The 24703-nt window shown below is 68.9% G+C and carries 18 protein-coding genes; 10 read left to right on the top strand and 8 right to left on the bottom strand.

Annotated features, from left to right (window positions below; genetic code table 11):
• Window positions 1-277: 277 nt before the first annotated feature.
• A complete protein-coding gene (locus ACSFA5_RS19270; protein WP_435445640.1) occupies window positions 278-892 on the bottom strand; it encodes a glutathione peroxidase in 615 nt (204 codons plus the stop codon).
• A gap of 130 nt (window positions 893-1022) precedes the next feature.
• On the opposite strand from ACSFA5_RS19270, the gene ACSFA5_RS19265 reads away from it, so the two are divergent.
• The 3 genes from ACSFA5_RS19265 to ACSFA5_RS19255 all read left to right on the top strand — a co-directional run bounded on the left by ACSFA5_RS19265 (window position 1023) and on the right by ACSFA5_RS19255 (window position 3402).
• Complete coding sequence (locus tag ACSFA5_RS19265) at window positions 1023-1880, top strand: ferritin family protein (RefSeq protein WP_435445639.1); 858 nt, start codon at window positions 1023-1025, stop codon at window positions 1878-1880.
• Between the two features lie 88 nt (window positions 1881-1968).
• Window positions 1969-2853, top strand: a complete 885-nt coding sequence (locus ACSFA5_RS19260) for an RNA polymerase sigma-70 factor (RefSeq protein WP_435445965.1) — start codon at window positions 1969-1971, stop codon at window positions 2851-2853.
• A gap of 87 nt (window positions 2854-2940) precedes the next feature.
• Window positions 2941-3402: a carboxymuconolactone decarboxylase family protein gene (locus ACSFA5_RS19255; protein WP_435445638.1), complete on the top strand. Its 462-nt coding sequence runs from the start codon at window positions 2941-2943 to the stop codon at window positions 3400-3402.
• Window positions 3403-3426: 24 nt separating this feature from the next.
• Here ACSFA5_RS19255 and ACSFA5_RS19250 read toward each other — a convergent pair whose 3' ends face one another.
• The gene (locus ACSFA5_RS19250; protein WP_435445637.1) at window positions 3427-4632 is read right to left on the bottom strand and encodes a septal ring lytic transglycosylase RlpA family protein; all 1206 of its coding nucleotides are present in this window, start codon (window positions 4630-4632) and stop codon (window positions 3427-3429) included.
• Complete coding sequence (gene glnE / locus ACSFA5_RS19245) at window positions 4625-7420, bottom strand: bifunctional [glutamate--ammonia ligase]-adenylyl-L-tyrosine phosphorylase/[glutamate--ammonia-ligase] adenylyltransferase (RefSeq protein ID WP_435445636.1); 2796 nt, start codon at window positions 7418-7420, stop codon at window positions 4625-4627. Before glnE ends, ACSFA5_RS19250 begins: the two co-directional genes overlap by 8 nt.
• Window positions 7421-7445: 25 nt before the next feature.
• Between glnE and ACSFA5_RS19240 the strand changes: the two genes are divergently transcribed.
• From ACSFA5_RS19240 to ACSFA5_RS19225, 4 genes are read left to right on the top strand one after another with little or no spacing between them, the layout of a single operon-like run.
• Window positions 7446-11681: a YhdP family protein gene (locus ACSFA5_RS19240; protein WP_435445635.1), complete on the top strand. Its 4236-nt coding sequence runs from the start codon at window positions 7446-7448 to the stop codon at window positions 11679-11681.
• Window positions 11678-12493, top strand: coding sequence for a carbon-nitrogen hydrolase family protein (locus ACSFA5_RS19235; protein WP_435445634.1), 816 nt, complete (start codon window positions 11678-11680; stop codon window positions 12491-12493). Before ACSFA5_RS19240 ends, ACSFA5_RS19235 begins: the two co-directional genes overlap by 4 nt.
• Before the next feature lie 2 nt (window positions 12494-12495).
• Window positions 12496-14550, top strand: coding sequence for a two-component system sensor histidine kinase NtrB (locus ACSFA5_RS19230; RefSeq protein ID WP_435445633.1), 2055 nt, complete (start codon window positions 12496-12498; stop codon window positions 14548-14550).
• Between the two features lie 42 nt (window positions 14551-14592).
• Window positions 14593-15219, top strand: a complete 627-nt coding sequence (locus ACSFA5_RS19225; RefSeq protein WP_435445632.1) for a response regulator transcription factor — start codon at window positions 14593-14595, stop codon at window positions 15217-15219.
• Between the two features lie 51 nt (window positions 15220-15270).
• Here ACSFA5_RS19225 and ACSFA5_RS19220 read toward each other — a convergent pair whose 3' ends face one another.
• Window positions 15271-15930, bottom strand: coding sequence for a YiaD family glycine zipper/OmpA-like lipoprotein (locus tag ACSFA5_RS19220; RefSeq protein WP_435445631.1), 660 nt, complete (start codon window positions 15928-15930; stop codon window positions 15271-15273).
• A 198-nt stretch (window positions 15931-16128) separates the two neighbouring features.
• The gene (locus ACSFA5_RS19215; RefSeq protein ID WP_435445630.1) at window positions 16129-16293 is read right to left on the bottom strand and encodes a hypothetical protein; all 165 of its coding nucleotides are present in this window, start codon (window positions 16291-16293) and stop codon (window positions 16129-16131) included.
• Between ACSFA5_RS19215 and mltA the strand changes: the two genes are divergently transcribed.
• Window positions 16292-17443, top strand: a complete 1152-nt coding sequence (gene mltA, locus ACSFA5_RS19210; protein WP_435445629.1) for a murein transglycosylase A — start codon at window positions 16292-16294, stop codon at window positions 17441-17443. The two genes, ACSFA5_RS19215 and mltA, sit on opposite strands and share 2 nt — an antisense overlap.
• 127 nt (window positions 17444-17570) lie before the next feature.
• Window positions 17571-19814: a PhoX family protein gene (locus ACSFA5_RS19205; protein ID WP_435445628.1), complete on the top strand. Its 2244-nt coding sequence runs from the start codon at window positions 17571-17573 to the stop codon at window positions 19812-19814.
• Window positions 19815-19841: 27 nt separating this feature from the next.
• Here ACSFA5_RS19205 and ACSFA5_RS19200 read toward each other — a convergent pair whose 3' ends face one another.
• Window positions 19842-20315, bottom strand: coding sequence for an Lrp/AsnC family transcriptional regulator (locus ACSFA5_RS19200; protein ID WP_435445627.1), 474 nt, complete (start codon window positions 20313-20315; stop codon window positions 19842-19844).
• A 105-nt stretch (window positions 20316-20420) separates the two neighbouring features.
• On the opposite strand from ACSFA5_RS19200, the gene mdeB reads away from it, so the two are divergent.
• Window positions 20421-23096, top strand: a complete 2676-nt coding sequence (gene mdeB / locus ACSFA5_RS19195; RefSeq protein WP_435445626.1) for an alpha-ketoglutarate dehydrogenase — start codon at window positions 20421-20423, stop codon at window positions 23094-23096.
• Here mdeB and ACSFA5_RS19190 read toward each other — a convergent pair.
• Both ACSFA5_RS19190 and ACSFA5_RS19185 read right to left on the bottom strand, forming a co-directional pair.
• Entirely contained in the window at window positions 23093-24061 is a 969-nt protein-coding gene (locus ACSFA5_RS19190; protein WP_435445625.1) for a hypothetical protein, read from the bottom strand. The two genes, mdeB and ACSFA5_RS19190, sit on opposite strands and share 4 nt — an antisense overlap.
• A gap of 18 nt (window positions 24062-24079) precedes the next feature.
• On the bottom strand, window positions 24080-24640 hold the full coding sequence (locus tag ACSFA5_RS19185) for a DUF6932 family protein (protein WP_435445624.1): 561 nt from the start codon (window positions 24638-24640) through the stop codon (window positions 24080-24082).
• Between the last annotated feature and the right edge of the window lie 63 nt (window positions 24641-24703).

Raw genomic sequence — 24703 nt, 5'->3', positions numbered from 1 at the left:
GGCTGGAAGACAAAAATGCTGCGAGGCGCCCCGACGCGAAGGAGGGAGGGAGGGAGGAGGAGAAGAATCGCCTCGGGATTTCGACCGGACGGCAGGCGCCCGGAAGACCTCGCAACATGAAAACCTGTGGACATTCGCTGCCCACGCAATTTAGGAGCGCGGCATCCGAAGCACGGTTCCCGCGCGTTTGGTAAACGTTTGTTTCTAAGAGCTCACGGTGACTTGGACGCATCGGTAGATAATATTACCGTTGCGTCGTTTTGTGAACTACTCAGTCTTAATTTGGCCCGAGTTGCTTTTCGATGACGTTCACAAACCCGTTTTCGTCCGGCGCCGTCATGCTCGACCACGCCTGCACGACCTTGCCGTCGCGCCCGATCAGGTACTTGTAGAAGTTCCACTTCGGCGTGGTGCCGGAGGCCTGCGCCAGCTGCTTGAACAGCGGGTTGGCGTCGGTGCCGCGCACCGACGACTTGGCAAACATCGGGAATTTCACGCCGAAAGTGCTTTCGCAGAAGTCGGCGATTTCCTTGTTGGAGCCCGATTCCTGCGAGAAATCGTTCGACGGGAAGCCCAGCACCACGAGGCCGCGCGAGCGGTATTTCAGGTCCAGCGCCTCCAGGCCCTTGTACTGCGGCGTGAAACCGCAGAAGCTGGCCGTATTGACTACCAGAACCACCTTGCCGGAGTACTGGCAGAGACTTTGGGGTTTTTCATCCTGCAGCCGCGGGAAGGTGTGCTGCAGCACCATGGGGCAGCCCGGCGCTTGCACCGCGGCGGGGGCGGCGGGTGTGCCCTGGGCATGGGCCGGCAGGGCTGAAAACAGGCTTGCCACGAGGGAAATTGCCGGTACGCAGTGCCACGGCGTCGACAATCGGGAGAGGGGTCGCATGGCGGGCTCCAGGTTCGAAAAAGGGGGGTGTGCATCCGCGTTGCCACGGCGCACGTATTCGCATCATCGCGCGTCTGTCATGGTCGCGCCAAACGTGCCGACTAAAATCGACGGCCATAGAAAGACATTGATGCTCTATCCGGAACTCTTCAGACAACTTGAATCCGTCCGCTGGGACATGGAAAAAGACATTCCCTGGCAGTCGTTCGACGCTTCCTTGCTGACGGACGAGCAGGCGCAAACCATCAAGATGAACGCCATCACCGAGTGGGCGGCGCTGCCGGCCACCGAGATGTTCCTGCGCGACAACCGCCACGACAGCGACTTCTCCGCCTTCATGTCGATCTGGTTCTTCGAGGAACAGAAGCACTCGCTGGTGCTCATGGAGTACCTGAAGCGCTTCAGCCCCAAGCACGCGCCCACCGAGGCCGAACTGCACGAGGTGCGCTTCGACTTCGACCCGGCACCCCCGCTCGAAACGCTCATGCTGCACTTCTGCGGCGAGATCCGGCTCAATCACTGGTACCGCCGCGCCGCCCAGTGGCACACCGAGCCGGTCATCAAGCACATCTACACCACGCTGAGCCAGGACGAAGCCCGCCACGGCGGCGCCTACCTGCGCTACATGAAGCGCGCGATGGAAAAGTTCGGCGACGAGGCCCGTGCCGCCTTCACCAAGGTCGGCGTCCTGATGGCCAGCGCCCGGCGCACCGCGCAGGCCCTGCACCCGACCAACCTGCACGTCAACAAGGCGCTGTTCCCCAACGACACCATCCAGAGCCGCATGCCCGACCCCGACTGGCTGGAGCACTGGCTCGACAAGCAGATCAAGTTCGACGCCGTCTGGGAAACCAAGGTGGGCGAGCGCATCCTGCACAACCTGAGCCTGCTGATGAACCGCAGCTTCAAGACCGTGCAGGAGCTCAACCGCTACCGCAAGGAAATCTCGGCCTCCCTCGGCCCCAAGTCCGAATACCAGGGCGCCTGATTCAACAAACTCGAGAAACGCCCCGCACTCCGGGGCGTTTTTTTTGAGGCGGCTGTCACGAACCGGGAACGTGAGCCGTCTGGCCCTCATGGACGACGCCACCCTCACCTTCAACCGCCTGCGCCCCCGGCTGCAGGGCATTGCCTACCGCATGCTCGGCTCCATGGCCGAAGCCGAGGAGGTCGTGCAGGACGCCTGGCTGCGCTGGCACGAAGCCGCCCGAGACACCTTCGACAGCGCCGAGGCCTGGCTGGTGACCGTCGTCACCCGTCTCTCGATCGACCGGCTGCGCAGCGCCAAGGTCGAGCGCGAGCACTACATCGGCACCTGGATGCCCGAGCCCATGCTGACGGGCGCGCCCGACACCCCCGAGCAACTGCTGGAGCGCGCCGACAACGTCTCGGTCGCCTTCCTGGCCGTGCTGGAGCGCCTTGCGCCCGAAGCGCGTGCCGCCTTCCTGCTGCGCGAGGTGTTCGACGCCGACTACGAGGACGTCGCCCGCACCCTCGGCAAGACCGAGGCCGCCTGCCGCCAGCTGGTGCACCGCGCCAAGTCCCAGGTGCTGGACGCGCGCCCGCGCTTTCGCGTGCCGCGCGAGACGCACCAGCGCCTGCTGCGCGCCTTCGCGGACGCGGCGGCCCGGGGCAGCCTGCAAGACCTCAAGGCGCTGATGTCGGAGGACGCCGAGCTCGTCTCCGACGGCGGCGGCAAGGTGCCGAGCTTCGGCAAGACCCTGCGCGGCAGCCAGCGGCTGGCCCAGCTCTACTTCGCCGTCTGGCGGCGCATGGAGGCCGCTGCCGTGCGCATGGAACTCGTCGACATCAACGGCGAGCCCGGCCTGCTGCGCTTCATCGACGGCCAGCTCGAATCGGCGCAGACCTTCGAAATCGAGAACGACCGCATCGTGCGCATCCGCTCGCAGCGCAACCCCGACAAGCTCGCGCGCATCGCCCGGCTCGTTGCATCGACATAGTTCGCGCGGCGTGTCACAGGGCGCAGGGTTCGCCCGTCTTCAGTGGGTAAGCAGATTTCATCGTCAACCACCCTGGAGAAAGTCACCATGAACACCGCCCCCCGCCTCGCCTGGTTCAAGATCGCGCCCAAGGCCTTCCAGGCCATGCTCGGCGTCAACGGCGCCATCGAATCGACCACGCTCGGCAAGAAGCTGGTCGACCTGGTCTTCGCCCGCGTCTCGCAGATCAACGGCTGCGCCTACTGCCTGGACATGCATGTGCGCGACCTGCGCGTGCAGGGCGAAGACTGGCAGCGCATCAACAGCCTGGCCACCTGGCGCGAAGTGGGCTTCTACGACGCGCGCGAACGCGCCGCGCTCGGCTGGGCCGAGAGCCTCACCCGCCTGTCCAGCGACCACGGCGCGCGCGACGTGGAGTACGAAGCGGTGAAGGCCCAGTTCGACGAACTCGAAATCGTCGAGCTGTCGGTGGCCATTGCGCAGATCAATGCATGGAACCGGTTGGGCGTTGGCATGCAGCTGCCGGTGGCGGCCAAGCCGATCGCCTGAGCGACGCGCTGAACCTGCGAGGGCTCAGCGCCGCTCGACCACCATCGGCGAGATGCGCAGGCTGTCGCGCAACTGCGCAACCACCTCGCCGGCCGCGTTGCGCGAGGGAAAAGGCCCGGCCTGCAGCCGGTGCGTGCCCGCTTCGCTGAACACGCGCAGTTGCGGCGCCAGCGAAGGCAGGCCGCGCGCGGCCTGGTCCAGCAGGCTCTGCGCGCCGTCGCGTTCGCGGAACGCGCCCAGTTGCACCCAGAAGCCCTGCAGCGCGGCGGACGGCGCGGGCGCACCGGGCGGCAACGGCGGCGGTGACGACGGCGCCGCCTGCAGCGGTGCCAGGTCGTTGACCACGATGGCCGGACGCAGCGGTGGCGTGGACGGCGGCCACTGCGCCGATTCCGGCTCGACCACGCCTGGCGTCGCGGCCGACATCGGCGTCTGCGGCGCGACCGGCATCGTCGAGGCCGGCGGCGGCATGTCGCTGTACGCCGCGGCAACCGGCGCCACCCATTCGGTCGGCACCCGCACCTGCTGTGCGCTTGCCACGCGCGTCGCCGGCATGCGCACGGGAACGGCCATGGGTGCGGCTGTCTGCGCGGCAGCAGGCACCGCGGCGGCATACGCCGTGTCCGAATCACGCCGCCAGGCGCCGGTGCGGATGTCCTCGTTGGTGATGCGCTCGATCTCCACCGGTGCCACGCCGCGCAACAGGTCTAGCTTCAGCGCGGCCGTGTAGCTCAGGTCGATGACACGGCCGTCGACGAAGGGCCCGCGGTCGTTCACCCGCACGATCACCTCGCGCCCGTTGGCCGGGTTGCGCACGCGCACATAGCTGGGCAGCGGCAGCGTCTTGTGCGCGGCCGTCATGGCGTACATGTCGTAGGGCTCGCCGCTGGAGGTCGACGCCGCGTGGAACTTGCTGCCGTACCACGAGGCCAGGCCCGACTCCCGGAACGGCCGGTCGTCGAGCAGCGGCGCATAGCCCCGGCCCAGCACCGCGTAGGGCTTGCTGGTGCCGCCGCTGGTGCGGATGGGCTCGATGCGGGGCTCGGCGTCGGGCACGCGGTCGAGGTCCGACGGAACGTGGCTGCCGGGGCCGTCGCGGCCGCTGGCCACGCCGCCGCCGCCACTGCCACTGCCACGCGGGCCGCTTGCGCAGCCCGCGAGAAAGATGGCGATGGCCACCGCGCAGGCCGCCAGCGCGGTGGTCGTGGGGAAGCGTGCGCGGTCAGCCAAACACGGCCTTCCACAGCGCCAGCATGGCCTCGCGCTCGGCAGCCAGTGCGGGCGGCGTGACTTGCGTCGGTTCTTCGTTCAGGCGCGCACGGTGCTGCACGCGGCGCAGTTCGCGGTAGGCGCGCGCCGCGCTGCGGCCCACGCCCTCGGGCAGCATGCCGGCCAGTTCGGCGCGCAGCAGCAGCGCGATGTTGCCCACGTTCGGAATCAGCTCGGGGTGCTCGCCGGACGACGACAGCACCAGGAACTGCACCGCGAACTCGGCATCGACCATGCCGCCCGGGCTGTGCTTCACGTCGAAGCGGCCGGCCTTCACCGGCCGCGCGCCGCGCAGCTTGTTTCGCATGGCGATGATCTCGGCCTTCAGCGCCTCGCGGTCGCGCGGCGCCACCAGCACGGCCTCGCGCACCTGGTCGAAGCGCGCGCCCAGTTCGGCGCCGTGGTCCTCGCTGCCCAGCACGAAGCGCGCGCGCGTCATGGCCTGGTGCTCCCAGGTCCACGCCGTGTTGCTGCCGCGGCCGAGCTGGTATTTCTCGTAGGCCTGGAAGCTGGTGGTCAGCAGGCCCGAGTTGCCGTTGGGCCGCAGCGCCGTGTCGATCTCGAACAGGTCGCCCTCGCGCGTCTTCACCGTGAGCCAGTTGATCAGCTTGCGCACGTAGGCCGCGTACACCTCGCCGGCGCGCTCGTCGTCGTCGTCGTAGACGAACACGATGTCCAGGTCGCTGCCGTAGCCCAGCTCCTTGCCGCCCAATTTGCCGTAGCCGATGATGGCGAACTGCGCCACCTCGCGGTGCCGGTTGCGCACATGCGGCCAGCACCAGCGGGCCGTCACGCGCAGCACGGTGTCGGCCAGCGCGCTCAGGTCGTCGGCCACCTGCTCCACCGTGATGCGGCCGTCCACGTCGCGCGCCAGGGTGCGGAACACCTCGGCGTGGTGCGCGTGGCGCAGCAGGTTCAGCAGGCGCTCCTCGTCGGCCTCGCCGGTGCGGGTGAGCGAGGCGTGGCGCGCCTCGAGCTCGCGCTCGAACTCTGCGGCCACGAAGCGGCCAGAGAGCATCTCGTCGCTGGCCAGCTCGTCGATCACGCCCGGGTGCTGCATCAGGTAGCGCGCGGGCCACTTGGCCGAGCCCAGCAGGCGCAGCAGGCGTTCCTGCACGGCCGGGCGCTCGACCAGCAGCGCCAGGTAGCTTTCGCGGCGCATCAGCGGCTCGATCCAGTCGGCCCAGCGCAGCGCGGCATCGACGTGGCGCGGCGTCTGGCCTTCGCCGTCGCCGTCGGGTTCCTTCAGCCACACACCGGTGCGCTGCACCAGCTGGCGCAGCCGCGCACGGGTGTCCTCGCGCAGGGCCAGCACGCGCGGCTGCTCGCACCAGTCGCGGATGCGCTCGGCGAAGGCGGGGGGCAGGTCGCCGAGCAGGTCGGCCAGCTCGGCGGGCGCGGCGGCCTTCTTGCCGCTGCACTTGCCGTTGCAGGGCTTGTCGCTGCCGAGCAGCTTGTCGAATTCCTGCGCGACGAACTCGCGGTGCGTGTCGAGCTGCGCAAGAAACGGGCAGCAGTCGGCATAGCCCATGGTCTGGGCGATCCAGCGCAGGTCGTCGTCGGCCACCGGCAGCACGTGGGTCTGCTGGTCGTCCAGGTACTGGATGCGGTGCTCCACGCGGCGCAGGAACTCGTAGGCCTGCGCCAGCGCGTCGGCGCTTTCCTGCGGCATGAGGCCGGCGCGCGCGAGGCGCTGCAGCGCGTCTAGCGTGGGCCGCGTGCGCAGTTCGGGGAACTGGCCGCCGCGCACCACCTGCAGCAGCTGCACGGTGAATTCGATCTCGCGGATGCCGCCACGCGACAGCTTCACGTCGTTGGCGCGCTCGGGGCGGCCCGCGCTGCGGCGCGCCGACTGCTCGCGGATCTGCCGGTGCAGCACGCGCAATGCATCGAACACGCTGTAGTCGAGATAGCGGCGGAACACGAAGGGCAGCACCGCGCCGCGCAGGCCCTGGGCCTGGCCCGCCAGCACGATGTCGCGCGGCGCCACCACGCGGCTCTTCATCCAGGCGAAGCGCTCCCACTCGCGGCCCTGCACCTGGAAATATTCTTCCAGCGCATCGAGCGACACCACGCTCGGCCCCGAGTTGCCGTTGGGCCGCAGCGCCAGGTCGACGCGGAACACGAAGCCGTGCTCGGTGGTGTCGCCCACCAGCGCGTAGATGCGCTTCACGGCGCGCGAGAAGTACTCCTGGTTCGACAGGCGGCCGCGCCCGTCGGCGTCGCCCTTCGTCTCGCCGTCGACGTCGTACAGGTAGATGAGGTCGATGTCGCTCGACACGTTGAGCTCGCGCGCGCCCAGCTTGCCCATGCCCACGACCCACAGCTGCGCGCGCTGGCCTTCGGGGCCGAGCGGGGCGCCGTGCACCGCATCGAGTTCATGGCAGGCGTCGCTGCAGGCGATGTCCAGGGCCAGCTCGGCCAGTTCGGTGACCGCGGTGGTCACCACGGCCAGCGGCGCATCGGCTTCGCAATCGAGGGTGACCAGCCGCTCCATCACCAGCTGCCGCACAATTCGCAGTGCATCGCCCACGCTGTCCCCACGTCGGCGCAATGCCTCGTAAGCCACAGCCATCGATTCGCGCCGCGGCGCGCCAGGGGGAAGCCATGAAAGCTCGGCCGCATACCTGCGACGCAGGCGCTGCACGAAGCGTGAGTAGGAGGAGAACGCGGTTTGCGTCGATGTGGCTTGCAACTGGTTCACACTGCTGTCGGTTTCCGTGGAACCCCTCTGAATGCTGGCGGTCATAATTCCCGACACAGCGCGATCCTCAATGAACGACACGGCGTCTCCCCCTTCACGTCTGCTCAAAATCACCGCTGTGACAGCGCGCTGGCTGTTGGGTCTGTTGATCGCTGCATGGCTTCTGCTGGCGCTGTCAGTCGTTGTCCTACACGCGTGGATTGTGCCGCGAATCGGCGATTTTCGCGGCGCCCTGGAAGCACAGGCTAGCAAGGCCATCGGCGTGCCGGTTCGCATCGGCTCGATCACCGCCCGCTCCGAAGGGCTTTTTCCGGCCTTCGAACTGCGCGACGTGGTGCTGCAGGACGCCGACCAGCGCGAGGCGCTGCGCCTCGTGCGCGTGGTGGCCAGCGTGTCGCCGCGCTCGCTGTGGCGGCTGAATTTCGAGCAGCTCTACATCGAGGGCCCGCAGCTCGACGTGCGCCGCGACACTCAGGGAAAACTCCATGTGGCGGGTTTGCACATGTCGACCGACACCACCGGAGAGACCCGCGGCGCCGACTGGTTTTTCGCGCAGCGCGAGCTGGTCATCGAAGGCGGCACCGTGCGCTGGACCGACGAGCAGCGCAAGGCCGAACCCCTGCTGCTGACCGACGTGCGCTTCGTCGCGCGCAACACGTCGCGCCGCCACGGGCTGCGGCTCGACGCCACCCCGCCGGCGGGGTGGGGCGAGCGCTTCACCTTGCGCGGCCAGTTCCGCCAGCCGTTGCTGTCCCTACGCAGCGGCCACTGGCAGACCTGGGACGGCCAGCTCTATGCCGACCTGCCCTACATCGACGTGACGCGCCTGGGGCAGTACGTGTCGCTCGACGCGCGCATCCGCGAAGGCAACGGCGCGTTGCGCGTCTGGGCCGACGTGGACGACGGCCAGGTCGTCGGCGGTGCGGCCGACCTGGGGCTGGACAAGGTCGACGTCTCGCTCGACAAGGGCCTGCAGCCGCTGGTGCTGCGCGCCGTCACGGGCCGTCTGGCCGGCATGCGCACCGAGGACACGCTCGAGTTCTCCACCACCGCGCTGCAGTTCGACACCAGCGACGGCCTGCGCTGGCCCGGCGGCAACCTGTGGCTGCAGCACACGCCGCCCAAGGGCCGCACGCCCGAGCACGGCGCCATGCGCGCAGACCGGCTCGACCTGGCCGCGCTGGCGCTCATCGCCGACCGGCTGCCGCTGGGCGACGCCACGCACCGCGTGCTGGAGGCCTATGCGCCGCGCGGCCTGGTCGAGCACATCGACCTGAACTGGCAGGGCTCGCCGGGCGCGCCCGACCGCTACCAGGCCAAGGGGCGCATCAGCGGCCTGCGCGTGGCTTCGCAACCCGCAGCAAGCGCCGCCACCGCAACCACAACGCCCACAACGACAACCACGTCCGCCACCGCCACAGCGACCCCGCCCAGGGTCCACCCCGGCACCCCCGGCCTCAGCGGCGCCACCGTCGACTTCGACGCCACCCACGCCGGCGGCACCGCCACGCTGGCCATCGCGCAGGGCACGCTCGAATTCCCCGGCGTGTTCGAAGAGCCCGTGGTCCCCATCGACCGGCTCTCGACCCAGCTGCAATGGAAGCTCGACAACGGCAATGCGCAGGTGCAGGTGTCCAAGCTGCGCTTCGCCAACGCCGACGCCGAGGGCGACGCCGAGGCCAGCTGGCGCACCAGCGACCCGGCCGTGTCCAGCGGCAAGGGCCGCTACCCCGGCGTGCTCGACCTGCAGGGCAAGCTCACGCGCGCCGACGGCACGCGCGTGTTCCGCTACCTGCCGCTGGACATTCCCCAGCACACGCGCGACTACGTGCGCGACGCCGTCACCAAGGGCACGGCCAGCAGCGTCGACTTCCGCGTGCGCGGCGACCTGCACGACATGCCCTTCATGGACCCGAAGCTGGGCGACTTCCGCATCGCGGCCAAGGTGGCCGATGTCGACTATGCCTACGCGCCGCCCCACACCTCCGCCACCCCTGCCACCCCTGCACGCAACGGCATGCCCCCGCCCGTGTGGCCGCCGCTCACCGCCCTGTCGGGCGAACTGGTGTTCGAGCGCGCCGGCATGCTGGTGCGCAATGCGCGCGGCCGGCTGGTCGGCGCGCCGGGCGTCGAGGTGACCAAGGCCGAGGCGCAGATCGCCGACATGTCGCACCACGCCTCGATGCTGCGTGTCGATGCCCAGGCCAAGGGGCCGCTGGGCGAGGTGCTGCGCGCGGGCGCGCCGCTGGCGGGCGACACCGGCGAGATCATGCTGCGCGCGCGCGCCACCGGCTCGGCCGACTACAAGCTGCACCTCGAACTGCCGCTCGCCGCCATGGACAACGCCAAGGTGCAGGCCAGCGTGGTGCTGTCCGGCAACGAGCTGCAGATCGTGCCCGAGGCCCCCACCTTCTCGCAGGCCAAGGGCACGCTGAGCTTCACCGAGACCGGCTTCGCGCTGGCCAACGTGCAGGCGAAGCTGCTCGGCGGCGACATCCGCGTCGAAGGCCGCGGCCGCTTCACCGGCCCCAACCGCGAAGTCGCGCTGAAGGCGCAGGGCACCGCCACCGCCGACGGCCTGCGCGGCGCGCGCGAGGTCGACTGGCTCGCCCGCCTCGCGAAGAAGGCCACCGGCAGCACGCCCTACGCGGCCACCTTCTCGATGCGCGACGGCACGCCCGAGTTCTCGCTCACCAGCAGCCTGCAGGGCCTGGCCCTGCAACTGCCGCCCCCGCTCGTGAAGAGCGCCGAGGAGCAGATGCCGCTGCGCATCGAGAAGAAGGTGCTGGCGCGCGAAACCCGCCCGGGCGCCGCCGTTGCCGTGGGCACGGCCACGCAGGACCAGCTGTCGCTCGACCTGGGCCGCATCGGCGCCGTGCAGTATGTGCGCGACCTCGTGGGCAACGAGGCGCGCGTGGTGCGCGGCAGCATCGGCATCGGCCTGGCGGCGGGCGAAACCGCCAGCCTGCCCGACAAGGGCGTGTTCGCCAACGTCAACGTGGGCAAGCTCGACATGGGCGCGTGGCAGTCGCTGGTGGGCGAGGCGACTGGCGCCAGCCAGCCGGCGGGCGCCGGCGTCGCTGCAGCCGACGGCACCGGGCGCGCCGAAGACCCGTCCCTGGCCTACCTGCCCACGCGCATCGCCGTGCGCGCGCAGCAGCTCGCCGTGGCGGGCCGCACGCTGCACGACGTGGTGCTCGGCGGCTCGCGCGACGGCGACCTGTGGCGCGCCAACATCGACGCCACCGAACTCAGCGGCTACGCCGAGTACCGCCACACACAGGCCGGGCGCCTGTATGCGCGGCTCGCGCGGCTGAAGATCGCGCCCGCCGAAGCCACCCAGGTCGAGACCCTGCTCGACGAGCAGCCGGGCACCTTGCCTGCACTCGACATCGTGGTGGACGACTTCGAACTGCTCGGCAAGCGCCTGGGCCGCGTCGAGATCGATGCCGTCAACCGCGGCGGCGCGGGCCGCGAATGGGCGCTCAACAAGCTGACCTTCACCATGCCCGAGGCGAGCTTCGCCGCCAAGGGCACCTGGGCCGGCGTGCCCGGCGGCGCGGCCGGCCAGCGCCGCACCGGCATGACCTTCAGGCTCGACATTTCCGACGCCGGCGAGCTGCTCGCGCGCTTCGGCATGCCCGGCGTGCTGCGCCGCGGCAAGGGCCGGCTGGAGGGCGACGTCGCCTGGCGCGGCTCGCCGTTGTCGCTCGACTACCCGAGCCTGGGCGGGCAGCTGCAGGTCGACGTGGAGCAGGGCCAGTTCCTCAAGGCCGACCCCGGCCTGGCCAAGCTGCTCGGCGTGCTGAGCCTGCAGGCGCTGCCGCGCCGGCTCACGCTCGACTTCCGTGACGTGTTCAGCCAGGGCTTCGCCTTCGACTTCATCCGCGGCGACGCGAAGATCGCCAAGGGCATCGCCAGCACCAACAACCTGCAGATGAAGGGCGTGAACGCCGCCGCGCTGATGGACGGCTCGGCCGACATCGTGCGAGAGACCACCGACCTGCGCGTGGTGGTGGTGCCCGAAATCAACGCCGGCACGGCCGCGCTGGTGGCCACGGCCATCAACCCGGCCATCGGGCTGGGCACCTTCCTGGCGCAATGGGTGCTGAGCAAGCCGCTGTCGGCGGCGGCCACGCAGGAGTTCCACATCGAAGGCACCTGGGCCGACCCCAAGATCACGAAGGTGGCGCGCTCGCTGCAGCTGCTGCCGCAGGGCATTCCGTCGATGCCGGGCCTGCCGGCCCTGCGCGGTTCGGGTTCGTCCTCGGCCAACGAAGACAAGCAACCGGAGACCACGCAATGAAAGTCGCAGCCATCCAGATGGTGTCGGCCATCGCCCGCGAAGCCAACCTCGCGCGCGCCCACGACCTGCTCGCCCAGGCTGCTGCTGCGGGCGCCGAGCTCGCCGTGCTGCCCGAGTACTTCTGCATGATGGGCGCGCGCGACACCGACAAGCTGGGCCTGCGCGAGACCGCCGGCGCGGGCACGGTGCAGGGCTTTCTGGCCGATGCGGCGCGCGAGTTCGGCCTGTGGATCGTGGGCGGCACGCTGCCCATCGAGAGCACCGACGCCGAGCACGTGTTCAACAGCTCGCTGGCCTTCTCGCCCGAAGGCAAGTGTGTGGCGCGCTACGACAAGATCCACCTGTTCTTCTTCGACAACGGCACCGAGCGCTACGACGAGCGCCGCGTCATCGCCCCGGGCACCGAGCCCGTGGTGTTCGACCTGCCCTCGCGTGACGGCCACAGCTGGCGCGTGGGCATGAGCGTGTGCTACGACCTGCGCTTTCCCGAGCTGTACCGCGCGCTCGCCAGGCAGGGCGCCGACCTGCTGCTGGTGCCCAGCGCCTTCACGCGCACCACCGGCGCCGCCCACTGGGAGGTGCTGCTGCGCGCCCGCGCCATCGAGAACCTGGCCTGGGTGGTCGCGCCCGCGCAGGGCGGCACGCACGAGAACGGCCGCCACACCTGGGGCCAGTCGCTCGTCGTCGACCCCTGGGGCACGGTGGTGGCACAGCAAGCCACCGACGAAGGCGTGGTGCTGTTCGACATCGACGCGGCGCAGGTCGAGCGCACGCGCAGCCAACTGCCCGTGTTGTCGCACTGCGTGCTCTAGCGATGTCCGACGCGCTGCCGACCGTCGCGCCGCAGCGCGGGGCGCTGCTGGCGTTCGCGCGGCTGCGCTCGCTGTGGCAGCGCTGGTTTCTGTGGCTGCTGCTGGCGGTGCTGGTGTCGGCGCTGCTGGTCACGGTGGTGTGGCTCGCGGGGCGCCACGAGGTCGAGCAGGTGCAGGCCGCGCTCGACCGAGACACGGCCGACGCGGTGTCCGACCTGCGCAGCGGCTTCCAGCGCAACGCGCAAAGCCTGCGCGCCACGCAGGCCCCGGGCGCCGACCGCGCGCTGTGGCCCGACATTGCCGCCGCGCTGCTGCGCGAGCACCGCGAATGGCTGCGCCTGGAATGGCGCGACGCCGGGCTGCATCCGCTGCATGCCGTCAACACGCCCTACCGCATGCGCATCCTCGACGAGGCCAGCCGCGGCGCCGAGCAGTCCGACGTCGCGCTGGCCTGCGCCGCGGCCCGCAAGCTGGGTGCACCGGCTTATTCGCCGAGCCACTACGTGCCGATTGCCGGCGGCGGCGGCGTCGAGGTCATGGAGCTGTGCGTGCCGATCGACGCGGGCGGCTACCTGGTGGCCAGCTATTCGCTGCGCGACGCGCTCATCGAGCTGGTCGGCCCCACGCTCACGCGCGGCCAGGAGGTGGCTTTCACCGAGGCCGACGGCACGCGGCTGGTGGCGCTGGGCACCTCGCGGCGCACCGGCACGCGGGTGTTCACCGCGCAGCAGCTCATCGACCTGCCCGGCGCCGCGCTGATGCTGCGCGTGGACGGCTGGCGCGCCGCGCCCGACCTGTTTCCGAACATGCTCACCGCGCTGGTCACGGCCATTTCCATCGCGCTGGTGTCGGTGCTGGTGCTGCTGGCGCGCGACACGCGCCGCCGGCTGCGCGCCGAGCGCGACCTGGCCGACGCGCTGGCCTTTCGCAAGGCGATGGAAGACTCCGTCATCACCGGCCTGCGCGCGCGCGACCTGCAGGGCCGCATCACCTACGTGAACCCGGCCTTCTGCGAGATGGTGGGCTTCAGCCCCGAAGAGCTCATGGCCGACAGCGCGGATGCGCCCGAGGCGCCGTACTGGCCCACCGAACTGGCGCACGAATACCAGCAGCGCCAGGCCCGCCGCCTGGCCGGCGGCATGCCGCCGCGCGAGGGCTTCGAGTCGGTCTTCATGCGCAAGGACGGCATGCGCTTTCCGGTGCTGATCTTCGAGGCGCCGCTCATCAACGCGCACAAGGTGCAGACCGGCTGGATGAGCGCGTTCATCGACGTGAGCGAGCAGCGCCGCATCGAAGAACTCTCGCGCGCCAGCCAGGAGCGACTGCAGGCCAGCGCGCGGCTGGCCACCGTGGGCGAGATGGCTTCGCTGCTGAGCCACGAACTCACGCAGCCGCTGGCCGCCATTGCGAGCTACGCGAGTGGCTCGCTCAACCTGCTCGGGCCGAACGCGACGGGCGACCAGGGCGAGGTGGCCATGGCCGTGAAGCGCATCGCCGAACAGGCCGACCGCGCGGGCCAGGTGATTCGCAGCGTGCACGACTTCGTGCGCCGGCGCGACCGCACCCGCGAGGCCGTGGCGCCGCAGGCGCTGATCGACGCGGTGCTGCCGCTGGTGCGGCTGCAGGCGCGCAAGCTGGGCGTGATCATCGAGGTGGTGCTCGAAGACCGCCTGCCCGCGGCCATGTGCGACCGCACGCTGGTCGAGCAGGTGCTGCTGAACCTGGCGCGCAACGCGATGCAGGCCATGGACGGCCCCGACGCCGTGGGCAGCCGCGTGCTGCGCCTGCGCGTGGCGCGCGCCGTGGCGGTGGGCGGCACCGGCCAGGAAGACGGCCGGCGCTGGATCGAATTCTCGGTGGCCGACCTGGGCTGCGGCATCGGCACCGAGGTCGCCGAGCGGCTCTTCACGCCCTTCTTCACCACGCGCGCCGACGGCATGGGGCTCGGCCTGAGCCTGTGCCGCACGGTGGTGGAGCAACATGGCGGGGCGCTGGTGTTCGAACCCAACAAGCCCCGGGGCACCGTCTTCAGGTTCACGCTGCCGGCCGCAGGCTGACGGCGCTTTCAATCAACCAATTTTTCTGCTGGGCTTCATGGCATGCAACCGCTGATCGACGGCTTGATATTCATCGTGGACGACGACGCCAGCGTGCGCGAGGCGCTGGCCTGGCTGCTGCGTTCGCGGCGACTGGCCAGCGAGCATTTCGGCAGTGCCGAGGCGTTCGAGCAGTTCCTCGACCAGGGCCCGCTGCCGGAGCAGCCGCTGTGCCTGCTGCTGGACGTGCGCATGCCCGGCATCAGCGGGCTGGTGCTGTTCGACCGGCTGGCCGAGCGCGGCCTGCTGCCCGCCATGCCGGTGATCTTCTTGACGGGGCATGCCGACGTGCCGACGGCCGTGGACGCGGTGAAGCGCGGCGCCTTCGATTTCTGCGAGAAGCCGTTCTCGGACAACGCCCTGGTCGACCGCATCGAGCATGCGCTCGGTGCGTCGCTGCAGGCGCTCGAGGTGCAGCGCCAGCGCCGCGGCCTGGCCGAGCGCATCGCCGAACTGACCGACCGCGAGCGCGACGTGATGCGGCTCGTGGTCGAGGGCCTGCCCAACAAGCTGATTGCCGACCAGCTCGCGATCAGCGTGCGCACGGTGGAGGTCCACCGCGCGCGGGTGTTCGACAAGATGGAGGTGAAGTCGGCCGTCGAGCTGGCCAATCGCCTCAGGGAGCTCTAGCGTTCTTCAGGGCTTTGTCGCCCCGAAGATCCTCAGCGCGGCACGCGCCGCTCAACGCTGCGGCGCGCGTTCGCCCACGTAGATCTCGACGCGGCGGTTCTGTGCGCGGCCGGCGTCGCTGTTGTTGTCGGCAATCGGCTCGCGCGAGCCGCGTCCTTCGATGCGGAAGGCCGCCGAGTTCACACCGCGCGTCACCAGGTAGTCGCGCGTGCTGGCCGCGCGGTCGACCGACAGCGGGTTGTTGATGGCGTCCGAGCCGGTGCTGTCGGTGTGGCCGATGATGCGCACCTCGGCGTTCGGGTTGTTGCGCAGGCCGTTGGCGAACTGGTCGAGCACGGGCGCGAAGTTCGACTTGATGTTGGCGCGGCCCACGTCGAAGGACACGTCGCTCGGAATCTGCAGCTTCAGCTCGTTGTTCTGCGTTTGCGTCACGGCGATGCCGGTGCCCTGCGTGGCGGCTTCCATCTGGCGCTTCTGGTTTTCCATGCGCTGCGACCACAGGTAGCCGCCCAGTGCGCCGGCTGCCGCGCCGACCACCGCGCCCGTGCCGATGGCACCGCGGTTGCCGCCGGTGGCCGAGCCGATCGCCGCGCCGCCCAGCGCACCGATGCCGGCGCCGATGCCGGTGTTGCGTTGGGTGTCGCTCATGCCGCCGGCGCAGCCGGACAGGATGACGGCGGTGGCACAGGTGGCGAGTACGAATTTTTTCATGGCATTGCCCTTTCAAGGTTGAGTCGATCGGAGCGCAGCTTAGCGCCGTGCGAGCACGCGATCGTACGACCTCAAAGCCCTAAGGAAAATAAGAAAAGAGTCGCAAACGCGCATGAATGCTGCGATGATTGCTACTAAAGTAATAGCATTGAGGTGCTTCTCCGACGCCGTCCCGCGGCATCGGGCTACACAAGCAATTCACGGTTTCGGCGGTGGATTCTTCGGCCCGGTGGCGTCGCGGTCGGCGTCGGTGCTGTCCTCGTCGTGCAATTCACCCTTCTTGCGGCCGGAAAACATGGTCCACCAGATGATCAAGATGAACACAAGTCCCGCGGCGAGGGCTTCAAGCAGAATCAAACCCATGAGAAATGGACTCCAGTGGCTGGTCGGGCTTGTGATCGTAGCAACGCTCGCGGCCTGTTCCACCGGCCCGCGCGCGCCCGACGCGCCCACCCGCCCTCCCGCCGTCACCCCGCCGCGCGACCTCGGTCCGCTCACCGGGTCGCTCACGCACCCCAAGAGCCGCTGGGTGCCGGTCGGCTGGGCGGAGCTGCCGGGTTTCGGCGAAGACCCGCTGCACGAGGCCTGGATCGCGCTGATCGCCAATTGCACGCGCCCCAACGCCGCCTTCGCGCCGCTGTGCCGCGACGTGCGCCAGCTCACCATCGCCACCCCCGAAGAGCAGCGCCAGTGGATGACCGACCGGCTGCAGCCCTACCGCGTGGAGGCGCTCAACGGCCAGTCCGAAGGCAAGCTCACCAGCTACTACGAGCCCGTGTACGAGGCCTCGCGTCTGCCGAGCGCCACGTTCAATGTGCCGATCTACCAGGCGCCCGACGGCCTCGTGCCGCGCCGCCCCTGGTACAGCCGCCAGGAAATCGAGACCCTGCCCGAGGCGCAGGCCGCCCTGCGCGGGCGCGAGATCGCGTGGATGGCCGACCCCATCGACGCGCTGATGCTGCACATCCAGGGCTCGGGGCGCCTGCGCATCACCGAGGCCAACGGCTACCAGCACACCGTGCGCGTGGCCTTCTCGGCCACCAACGAGCAGCCTTACCGCAGCGTGCAGCAGTGGCTCATGGGCCAGGGCGTGAGCAAGGTCGGCAAGTGGCCCGACGACACCAAGGCCTGGGCCGTGCAGAACCCGCAGCGCGTGTCGCAGCTGCTGTGGAGCAACCCGCGCTACGTGTTCTTCCGGGAGGAAACCATGAGCGAGGTCGATGCCGCCTTCGGCCCGCGCGGCGCGCAGGGCGTGCCGCTGACGGCCGGGCGCTCCATCGCGGTCGACCGCGAGAGCATCCCGTACGGCACGCCGGTGTGGCTTGCGTCCAACGGGCCGGCGGCGCAGCTGCAGAAGCTGGTGGTGGCGCAGGACACCGGCAGTGCCATCCTCGGCGCCGTGCGCGCCGACTACTTCGCGGGCACCGGCGCCGACGCCGGGCGCCTGGCGGCCAGCGTGAACCAGCCGCTGCGCCTGTGGGCGCTGTGGCCGCGGCAACTGCCTGCGCCATAGACACGCCGACGCGTCAGGTAGATCAATACAACCTGACGAGAAGCTGAACGTTTCATCGAGTCGTCATACGAAGTGCCTAACTTCGCGGGCTGGTTTCCTTTCCAACCCACGAAGAAAGACATTGCGCATGACCGCAAACACCCGCACCGACGATCTCTCGGTCGACCTCGACGACATCGGCACCAACCCGACGTCGAACCCCTCGTTCACCGACCTGATCGCCTCGCGCCTGAGCCGCCGCAGCCTGTTCGGCCTGGGTGTGGGTACCGCCGGCACGGCCCTGCTGCAGGCCTGCGGCGGTGGCGGCGGCGGCGCTGCGGCCTTTCCGATCGTGCCGCCGGCCCCCGCTCCGGCGCCCGCGCCGGAGCCTGCCCCCGCGCCCACCCCGATGAAGCTCGGCTTCAATGCCGTCGCCAAGAGCCTCGCCGACGTGGTCGCGGTGCCCGCCGGCTACACCGCCAGCGTGCTCTACCGCCTGGGCGACCCGATCGCCTCGGGCGTTGCCGCCTACAAGAACGACGGCACCGACGACGCGACCACCTACGACCGCCGCGCCGGCGACCACCACGACGGCATGACCTTCTTCGGCATGAACGCGTCGAACAAGTGGGACGCCGTGAACGCCTCGCGCGGCCTGCTGGTCATGAACCACGAAGCCATCACCCCGGTGTTCCTGCACCCCACGGGCCAGACCAGCACCGGCACCGGCAATGCGGCCGTGCGCACGGTCGCCGACGAAGTGCTGCGCGAGTTCTACCTGCACGGCGTGAGCGTGATCGAGGTCAACAAGGCCGCCGCCGCCTGGAGCTACAAGCAGGACTCGAGCTTCAACCGCCGCGTCCACACCCTGACCGAGATGAGCTTCTCGGGCCCGGCCGCCAAGACCGACGCGCTGAAAACCAAGTACTCCACCGACGGCAGCAAGACCCGCGGCACGCTGAACAACTGCGCCAACGGCACCACGCCCTGGGGCACCTACCTGACTTGCGAGGAGAACTGGGCCGGCTACTTCCGCCGCATCGCCGCGAACGACGACGTCAACCGCACCGCCAAGGAACGCGCGTCCTTCTCCCGCTACGGCGTGAACAGCGCCGGCCGCGAACTGTGGGCCACCGTCACGCCCGATACGGCCGACAACCTGTACGGCCGCTGGAACACCGAAGTCACCGTCGTGGGCGGCACCGCCACCGACGACTTCCGCAACGGCGCCAACACCTACGGCTGGGTGGTCGAGATCGACCCCTTCACGCCCGCCAGCACGCCCAGGAAGCGCACCGCGCTGGGCCGCTTCGGCCATGAAGGCGCCTGCCTCGGCCCGGTCGTGGCCGGCAAGCCGCTGGTCTGGTACATGGGCGACGACTCGCAGAACGAGTACCTGTACAAGTTCGTCTCCACCAAGGCCTGGGACGCGGCCGACGTCGGCGGCGGCATCGCGGCCGGCGACAAGTACATGGACGACGGCAAGCTCTACGTCGCCAAGTTCAAGGCCGACGGCACCGGCGACTGGCTGGAGCTGAAGCTGGGCGTCAACGGCATCACCGCGGCCAACCCGGCCTATGCGTTCGCCGACGCGACCGAAGTGCTGATCCACACCCGCCTGGCGGCCGACGCCGCAGGCGCCACCAAGATGGACCGCCCCGAGTGGACGGCCGTGAACCCCAAGAACGGCGAGGTGTACCTCACGCTGACCAACAACGCGGCCCGCACGATCAGCGGCACCGACGCTGCCAACCCGCGTTACTACAACGACCCCAAGGGCACGACCTCGCAGACGGGCAACCCGAACGGCCACATCGTGCGCTTCGCCGATGCCGGCAGCAACCCGGCGGCTGTCACCTTCACCTGGGATGTGTACCTGTTCGGCGCGCGCTCGACCGCATCGGCCGACGTGAATGTGTCTGCGCTGGGCGCCGACAACGACTTCTCCAGCCCCGACGGCATGTGGTTCAGCCAGGCCGCGCCCGGCCTGCTCTGGCTGGAGACCGACGACGGCAAGTACACCGACGTGACCAACTGCATGCTGCTGGCGGCCCTGCCGGGCAAGGTCGGCGACGGTGGGGCCAGGACCATCACCAACTTCAACGGCGCCACTGCGGCCCAGCAGCCCACCTTCGTCGGCAAGGCACCGGGCACCGACGGCCTGCGCCGCTTCCTGGTGGGGCCGGTGGACTGCGAGATCACCGGCATCGCCGAATCGGGTGACGGCCGCGCGCTGTTCGTGAACATCCAGCACCCGGGCGAGAACACGCCGAAGGCCGACATCGGCACGCCGGCCAAGTTCCTCAGCCACTGGCCGGAAGGCGGCAACGCCCGCCCGCGCTCGGCGACCGTGGTGATCACGAAGAACGACGGCGGCCTGATCGGCCTGTAAGCGTCGAACGACCGAGCGTCGGTTGATTCAGGACGGCGCTGCCGGCAACGGCAGCGCCGTTTTGTATCTGACCTGCTTCAGTGCAAAGCTGGAGCGGATCTTTTCGATGCCTGGAATCGGCGTGAGCTGTTCCATGATGAATTTCTCCAGCGCCGCCATGTCGGCCACCGCGATGCGAATCAGGTAGTCGCGGTCGCCCGTCATCAGGTAGCACTCCATCACCTCGTCGTGCTCGGCGATGCGCTGCTCGAAGTCGGCCAGCGACTGCTTGCTTTGCGTGCGCAGGCTGATCGAGATGAACACGTTCAAACCCAGGCCCAGCGCCTTCGGGTTCGCCAGCGCCACGTAGCGGTCGATGACGCCGCCGGTTTCGAGTGCCTTCACACGCGACAGGCAGGGCGAGGGGGACAGGTGCACGCGGCGCGCGAGCTCCACGTTGGACAGCGCGCCGTCGCGCTGCAGCTCGTCGAGGATGCGCAAGTCGATGGCGTCCAGTTGCATGAAATGCTGTCTCCAATAGTGTTTGAAAAATTTTATGCTGCGACGCTCGCATGAAATTGCCTGCGCCAGTAGCTAATTCTTCGGGGTGCGGCCTAAAGTGCCGGTATGAACGCCCCGATCTCGCCCGACCAGATGCGCGCCCTGCTGCTCGACACAGCACAGACCCCGCTGTCGCACGACCCCGACCCCACGGAAACCGCCGAATGGCGCGACGCCTTCCTGGCGCTGGCGCAAACCCAGGGCCCGCAGCGGGCCCGGCAGATGCTGGTCGAGCTGGCCCGCCTGGCGCGCCAGCAGCGCATCGGCTGGCAGCCCGAGCTGGCCACGCCGTACGTCAACACCATCGCGGTGGAAGACCAGCCGCCGTTCCCGGGCGACCTTGCGCTCGAAGAAAAGCTCGCCTCCCTGATGCGCTGGAACGCGCTCGCCATGGTCGCCAAGGCCAACCAGGCCTACGGTGAACTCGGCGGCCACATCGCCAGCTACGCCAGCGCGGCCGACCTGTTCGAAACCGGCTTCAACCATTTCTTTCATGCGCGCAGCGCGCAGCACCGCGGCGACCTGGTGTTCTTCCAGCCGCACAGTGCGCCGGGCGTGTATGCCCGCGCGTACCTCGAAGGGCGCCTGAGCGAAGAAGACCTGAAGCACTACCGCCAGGAGCTCACCGCCCCCGCCTTCACGCAAGGCAGCGGCGCGCGCGGCCTGAGCAGCTACCCGCATCCGTACCTGATGCCGGACTTCTGGCAGTTCCCCACCGGCTCGATGGGCATCGGCCCCATCAGCTCGATCTACCACGCGCGCTTCATGCGCTACCTCACGCACCGCAACTTGCTGAACTGCGAGGGCCGGAAAGTGTGGGGCGTGTTCGGCGACGGCGAGATGGACGAGCCCGAATCGATGAGCGCGTTGACGCTCGCCGCGCGCGAGAAGCTCGACAACCTCGTGTGGGTCGTCAACTGCAACCTGCAGCGCCTGGACGGCCCGGTGCGCGGCAACGGCCGCATCATCGACGAGCTCGAAAAGCTCTTTGCCGGCGCGGGCTGGAACGTCGTCAAGCTCGTGTGGGGCAGCGACTGGGACGGCTTGTTCGCGCAGGACGTGAGCGGTGCGCTGGCGCGCGTGTTCGCCGAAACCGTCGACGGCCAGATGCAGACCTTCGCCGCGAAGGACGGCCGCTTCAACCGCGACAACTTCTTCGGCCAGAACCCCGAACTCGCGCGCCTGGCCGAAGGCATGACCGACGAGCAGATCGACCGCCTGAAGCGCGGCGGCCACGACCTTGTGAAGATCCACGCCGCCTACGCCGCAGCGGCCAGGCACAAGGGCCAGCCCACGGTGATCCTCGCCCATACCAAGAAGGGCTACGGCATGGGCAGCGCCGCGCAGGGCAAGATGACCACGCACTCGCACAAGAAGATGGGCGACGTGGACCTCATCGAATTTCGCGACCGCTTCAACCTGCCGCTGACCGACGCGCAGGCCACCGGCATGGACTTCTACCGCCCCGCCGAAGACAGTGCCGAGATGCGCTACCTGCGCCAGCACCGCGAGTCGCTCGGCGGCGCCATGCCGCGCCGCGAGACCGCGTGCGACGTGGTGCCCAAGCCCGACATCGCGAGCTACGCGCAGTTCGCCACCGCTGCGGCCGGCAAGGAAATGAGCACCACCATGGCCTTCGTGCGCATGCTGGGCAACCTGCTGAAAGACAAGGCCCTGGGCCCGCGCATCGTGCCCATCGTGGCCGACGAGGCGCGCACCTTCGGCATGGCCAACCTGTTCAAGCAGGTGGGCATCTATTCGAGCGTGGGCCAGCGCTATGCACCCGAAGACATCGGCTCGGTGCTGAGCTACCGCGAAGCCACCGACGGGCAGATCCTGGAAGAGGGCATCAGCGAGGCCGGCGCCATCGCGAGCTGGACGGCCGCAGCCACCAGCTACAGCGTGCACGGCCTGGCGATGCTGCCGTTCTACATCTACTACTCGATGTTCGGCTTCCAGCGCGTGGGCGATGCGATCTGGGCTGCCGCCGACCAGCGCGCGCGCGGCTTCCTGCTGGGCGCCACCTCGGGCCGCACCACGCTCGGCGGCGAAGGCCTGCAGCACCAGGACGGCAGCAGCCACCTGGTGGCCGCGACCATCCCCAACTGCAAGGCCTACGACCCGGCCTATGCGGGCGAGATGGCGGTGATCGTCGACGCGGGCATCCGCGAGATGATGGTCGAGCAGAAAGACGTTTTCTATTACGTCACGCTCATGAACGAGAACTACGCGCAGCCCGACGTGCCCGCGGGTGCGGAAGGCGACATCCTGCGCGGCTGCTATCGCTTCGGCGTGCATTCGCCAGCTTCAGGCAAGGCAAAGCAGAAGGTCACGCTGATGGGCTCGGGCGCCATCCTCACCGAGGTCGTCAAGGCCGCGCAGCTGCTGGCCGACGAAGGCATCGAGGCCGAGGTGTTCAGCGTCACGAGCTGGAGCGAACTGGCGCGCGACGGCGTGGCGTGCGAGCAGCGGGCGGTGGCGGGGGAGGGTGACGGCGCCGGTGTTGCGTTCGTCGCGCAGCAGCTCGGCAAGGGCCAGGGCCCGATCGTCGCAGCCACGGACTACGTGCGCGCCGTGCCCGAGAGCGTGCGCGCCTTCCTGCCCGAGGGCCGGCGCTACCTCACGCTGGGCACCGACGGCTTCGGGCGCAGCGACACGCGGGCGGCGCTGCGCGGGTTCTTCGGGGTGGATGCGGCGAGCATTGCGCGGGCGGCTCGGTACGCGCTGGGGGCTGCGGCCTAGATCGACTGCTGGGCGGGGCGAATCGGCCAATCCAGCGGCGCATCGATGACCTCGAGCGACTGCAGCGCAAAGGTGCGGCGCGGCGCCCGGTTGCGCAACCGGGCTTCGCGCACCTTGAGCTGGGCACGCACGTGCAGATGAAGGGGGGCAAGCCCGCTATCGAGCGAACGCTCCATGGCTGCATGCGACACCGTGCCGGTGACAACGCTTCGATCCGCGTGCTGGCGCAACTCGAAGCGTGACGAATGCTCGGCCCAGCCGATGATCTCTCCCTGCAATGTTTCGGCTCGCTCTTCGATCGTCATCGCCTCTGTGCGTTGGCGCGCGCGTTGCACGGCCTGCGTCGTCAGTTCGAAATCACGATCACCTTCGACCACGCGAAGACTGGCGCCTTCGTCGTCGAGCAGTTTGAAGAACTCCCTCAAAGCGCCGAGTTGCCGGTTGTCGACATCGGCCGAAGCCTCGTCGAACAGCGCGTCGTCCGCGGCGGCCATGCGTGACAACGTGTCGGCGACTTGATCGACGACTTCCTTCAGCACCCCATCGCCGGATACGGGTTCACTGCCTTGCAGAACGAAGCCGAATGATCCGCGCACGACGTCCGTGACCAGCAGTTGCGTGTCGTCGCTCAGTGGGACACGGCCGCGGGAAGACAGGGGACCGGTTTCGGCCGCAGCGTAGCGCTGGCTGACCAGCTTCTGGAATTTGCCGACGGCTTGGGTACCGAACGCTGCCTTGATGCCGTGCGAGCCCATGACCGGCCGCCCGCCAAAAAACAAGGCGACTCCAACGGGTGCGTGTGCGCTGGCTTGCGACAGTTCAGCGAGTTCTCTTTCGAGACGCACCACGCGCTGGCCATATTGGCGTTCTGCGATCGGGTCGTCTTGCGCTCGACCGTCGGCAAGCAACTGGCGTGCTTGTGCCAGGTCTGCCTGCAGGAACTGCTTCTCAAGTTGAGCCAACATCCGGTTCTCCTTGGTGCGTCAATGCGTCAATGCGTCAAGCATCGCTCGGGCGACGCGATCGTCCGACTCCAGCGGCAGTTGCAGCATGCCTTTCCACAGCGCGTCTCCTCGACGATGGGAATACAAACCGTACCAATAACGTGTCTGCAGCACGAGCCATTCCGGCGCAGTGGTGAGATTGACAAGGCTGGTGTCGCAATGGAATTCCTTTTTGCATCGATCCAGATCGAACAACTCGGGCCGGGTGTCCATCATCCGATTGATCTGCGCCTTGCTCATTCCGGCAGGAGGGTGGGCGAAGGTCACCACGTCGATATCCCTGGGAGGGCGATTCTCTCGCGCCTCCACATTCTCGACAAAACTGCCATCGAGCCATTGAAAGCCGCCCATGAAACCCGCTTCGTGCAGCGCGGCCCGGTAGCGTAGCAGCCCGTCGAGCACGAGGCTGCGTTGTGAATTGATTGCAAAGCGCTGTACGAGTTCGCTGGCTGCCACCGCATAGGGCGAGCTGTGCGCGCTGGTCATTCGCTCGCCTTCGAAAGGCGGCAACACGTGCGAGTGGTTGAAGTTGGGAATCACGGCGCGTGAGGATAGAGGCGGCAAACAGCTTGTTGCGTGCGGCCTGATGAACGCGCCGTTGAA

The sequence above is a fragment of the Variovorax monticola genome (assembly GCF_051216855.1).
Classification (GTDB): Bacteria; Pseudomonadota; Gammaproteobacteria; order Burkholderiales; family Burkholderiaceae_C; genus Variovorax.
The sequence above is the reverse complement of the archived record's forward strand: the minus strand, read 5'-3'. Positions and strand labels throughout refer to the sequence as shown.

Bases quoted from the DNA above. Each gene is read 5' to 3' on its own strand.
- ACSFA5_RS19235 (WP_435445634.1), top strand. From the start codon at position 11,678: ATGAAAGTCGCAGCCATCCAGATGGTGTCGGCCATCGCCCGCGAAGCC.
- ACSFA5_RS19260 (WP_435445965.1), top strand. From the start codon at position 1,969: ATGGACGACGCCACCCTCACCTTCAACCGCCTGCGCCCCCGGCTGCAG.
- mltA (WP_435445629.1), top strand. From the start codon at position 16,292: ATGAGAAATGGACTCCAGTGGCTGGTCGGGCTTGTGATCGTAGCAACG.
- ACSFA5_RS19265 (WP_435445639.1), top strand. From the start codon at position 1,023: ATGCTCTATCCGGAACTCTTCAGACAACTTGAATCCGTCCGCTGGGAC.
- ACSFA5_RS19215 (WP_435445630.1), bottom strand. From the start codon at position 16,293: ATGGGTTTGATTCTGCTTGAAGCCCTCGCCGCGGGACTTGTGTTCATC.
- ACSFA5_RS19225 (WP_435445632.1), top strand. From the start codon at position 14,593: ATGCAACCGCTGATCGACGGCTTGATATTCATCGTGGACGACGACGCC.
- ACSFA5_RS19220 (WP_435445631.1), bottom strand. From the start codon at position 15,930: ATGAAAAAATTCGTACTCGCCACCTGTGCCACCGCCGTCATCCTGTCC.
- ACSFA5_RS19190 (WP_435445625.1), bottom strand. From the start codon at position 24,061: ATGTTGGCTCAACTTGAGAAGCAGTTCCTGCAGGCAGACCTGGCACAA.
- mdeB (WP_435445626.1), top strand. From the start codon at position 20,421: ATGAACGCCCCGATCTCGCCCGACCAGATGCGCGCCCTGCTGCTCGAC.
- ACSFA5_RS19270 (WP_435445640.1), bottom strand. From the start codon at position 892: ATGCGACCCCTCTCCCGATTGTCGACGCCGTGGCACTGCGTACCGGCA.
- ACSFA5_RS19205 (WP_435445628.1), top strand. From the start codon at position 17,571: ATGACCGCAAACACCCGCACCGACGATCTCTCGGTCGACCTCGACGAC.
- ACSFA5_RS19200 (WP_435445627.1), bottom strand. From the start codon at position 20,315: ATGCAACTGGACGCCATCGACTTGCGCATCCTCGACGAGCTGCAGCGC.
- ACSFA5_RS19255 (WP_435445638.1), top strand. From the start codon at position 2,941: ATGAACACCGCCCCCCGCCTCGCCTGGTTCAAGATCGCGCCCAAGGCC.
- ACSFA5_RS19240 (WP_435445635.1), top strand. From the start codon at position 7,446: ATGAACGACACGGCGTCTCCCCCTTCACGTCTGCTCAAAATCACCGCT.
- ACSFA5_RS19230 (WP_435445633.1), top strand. From the start codon at position 12,496: ATGTCCGACGCGCTGCCGACCGTCGCGCCGCAGCGCGGGGCGCTGCTG.
- glnE (WP_435445636.1), bottom strand. From the start codon at position 7,420: ATGACCGCCAGCATTCAGAGGGGTTCCACGGAAACCGACAGCAGTGTG.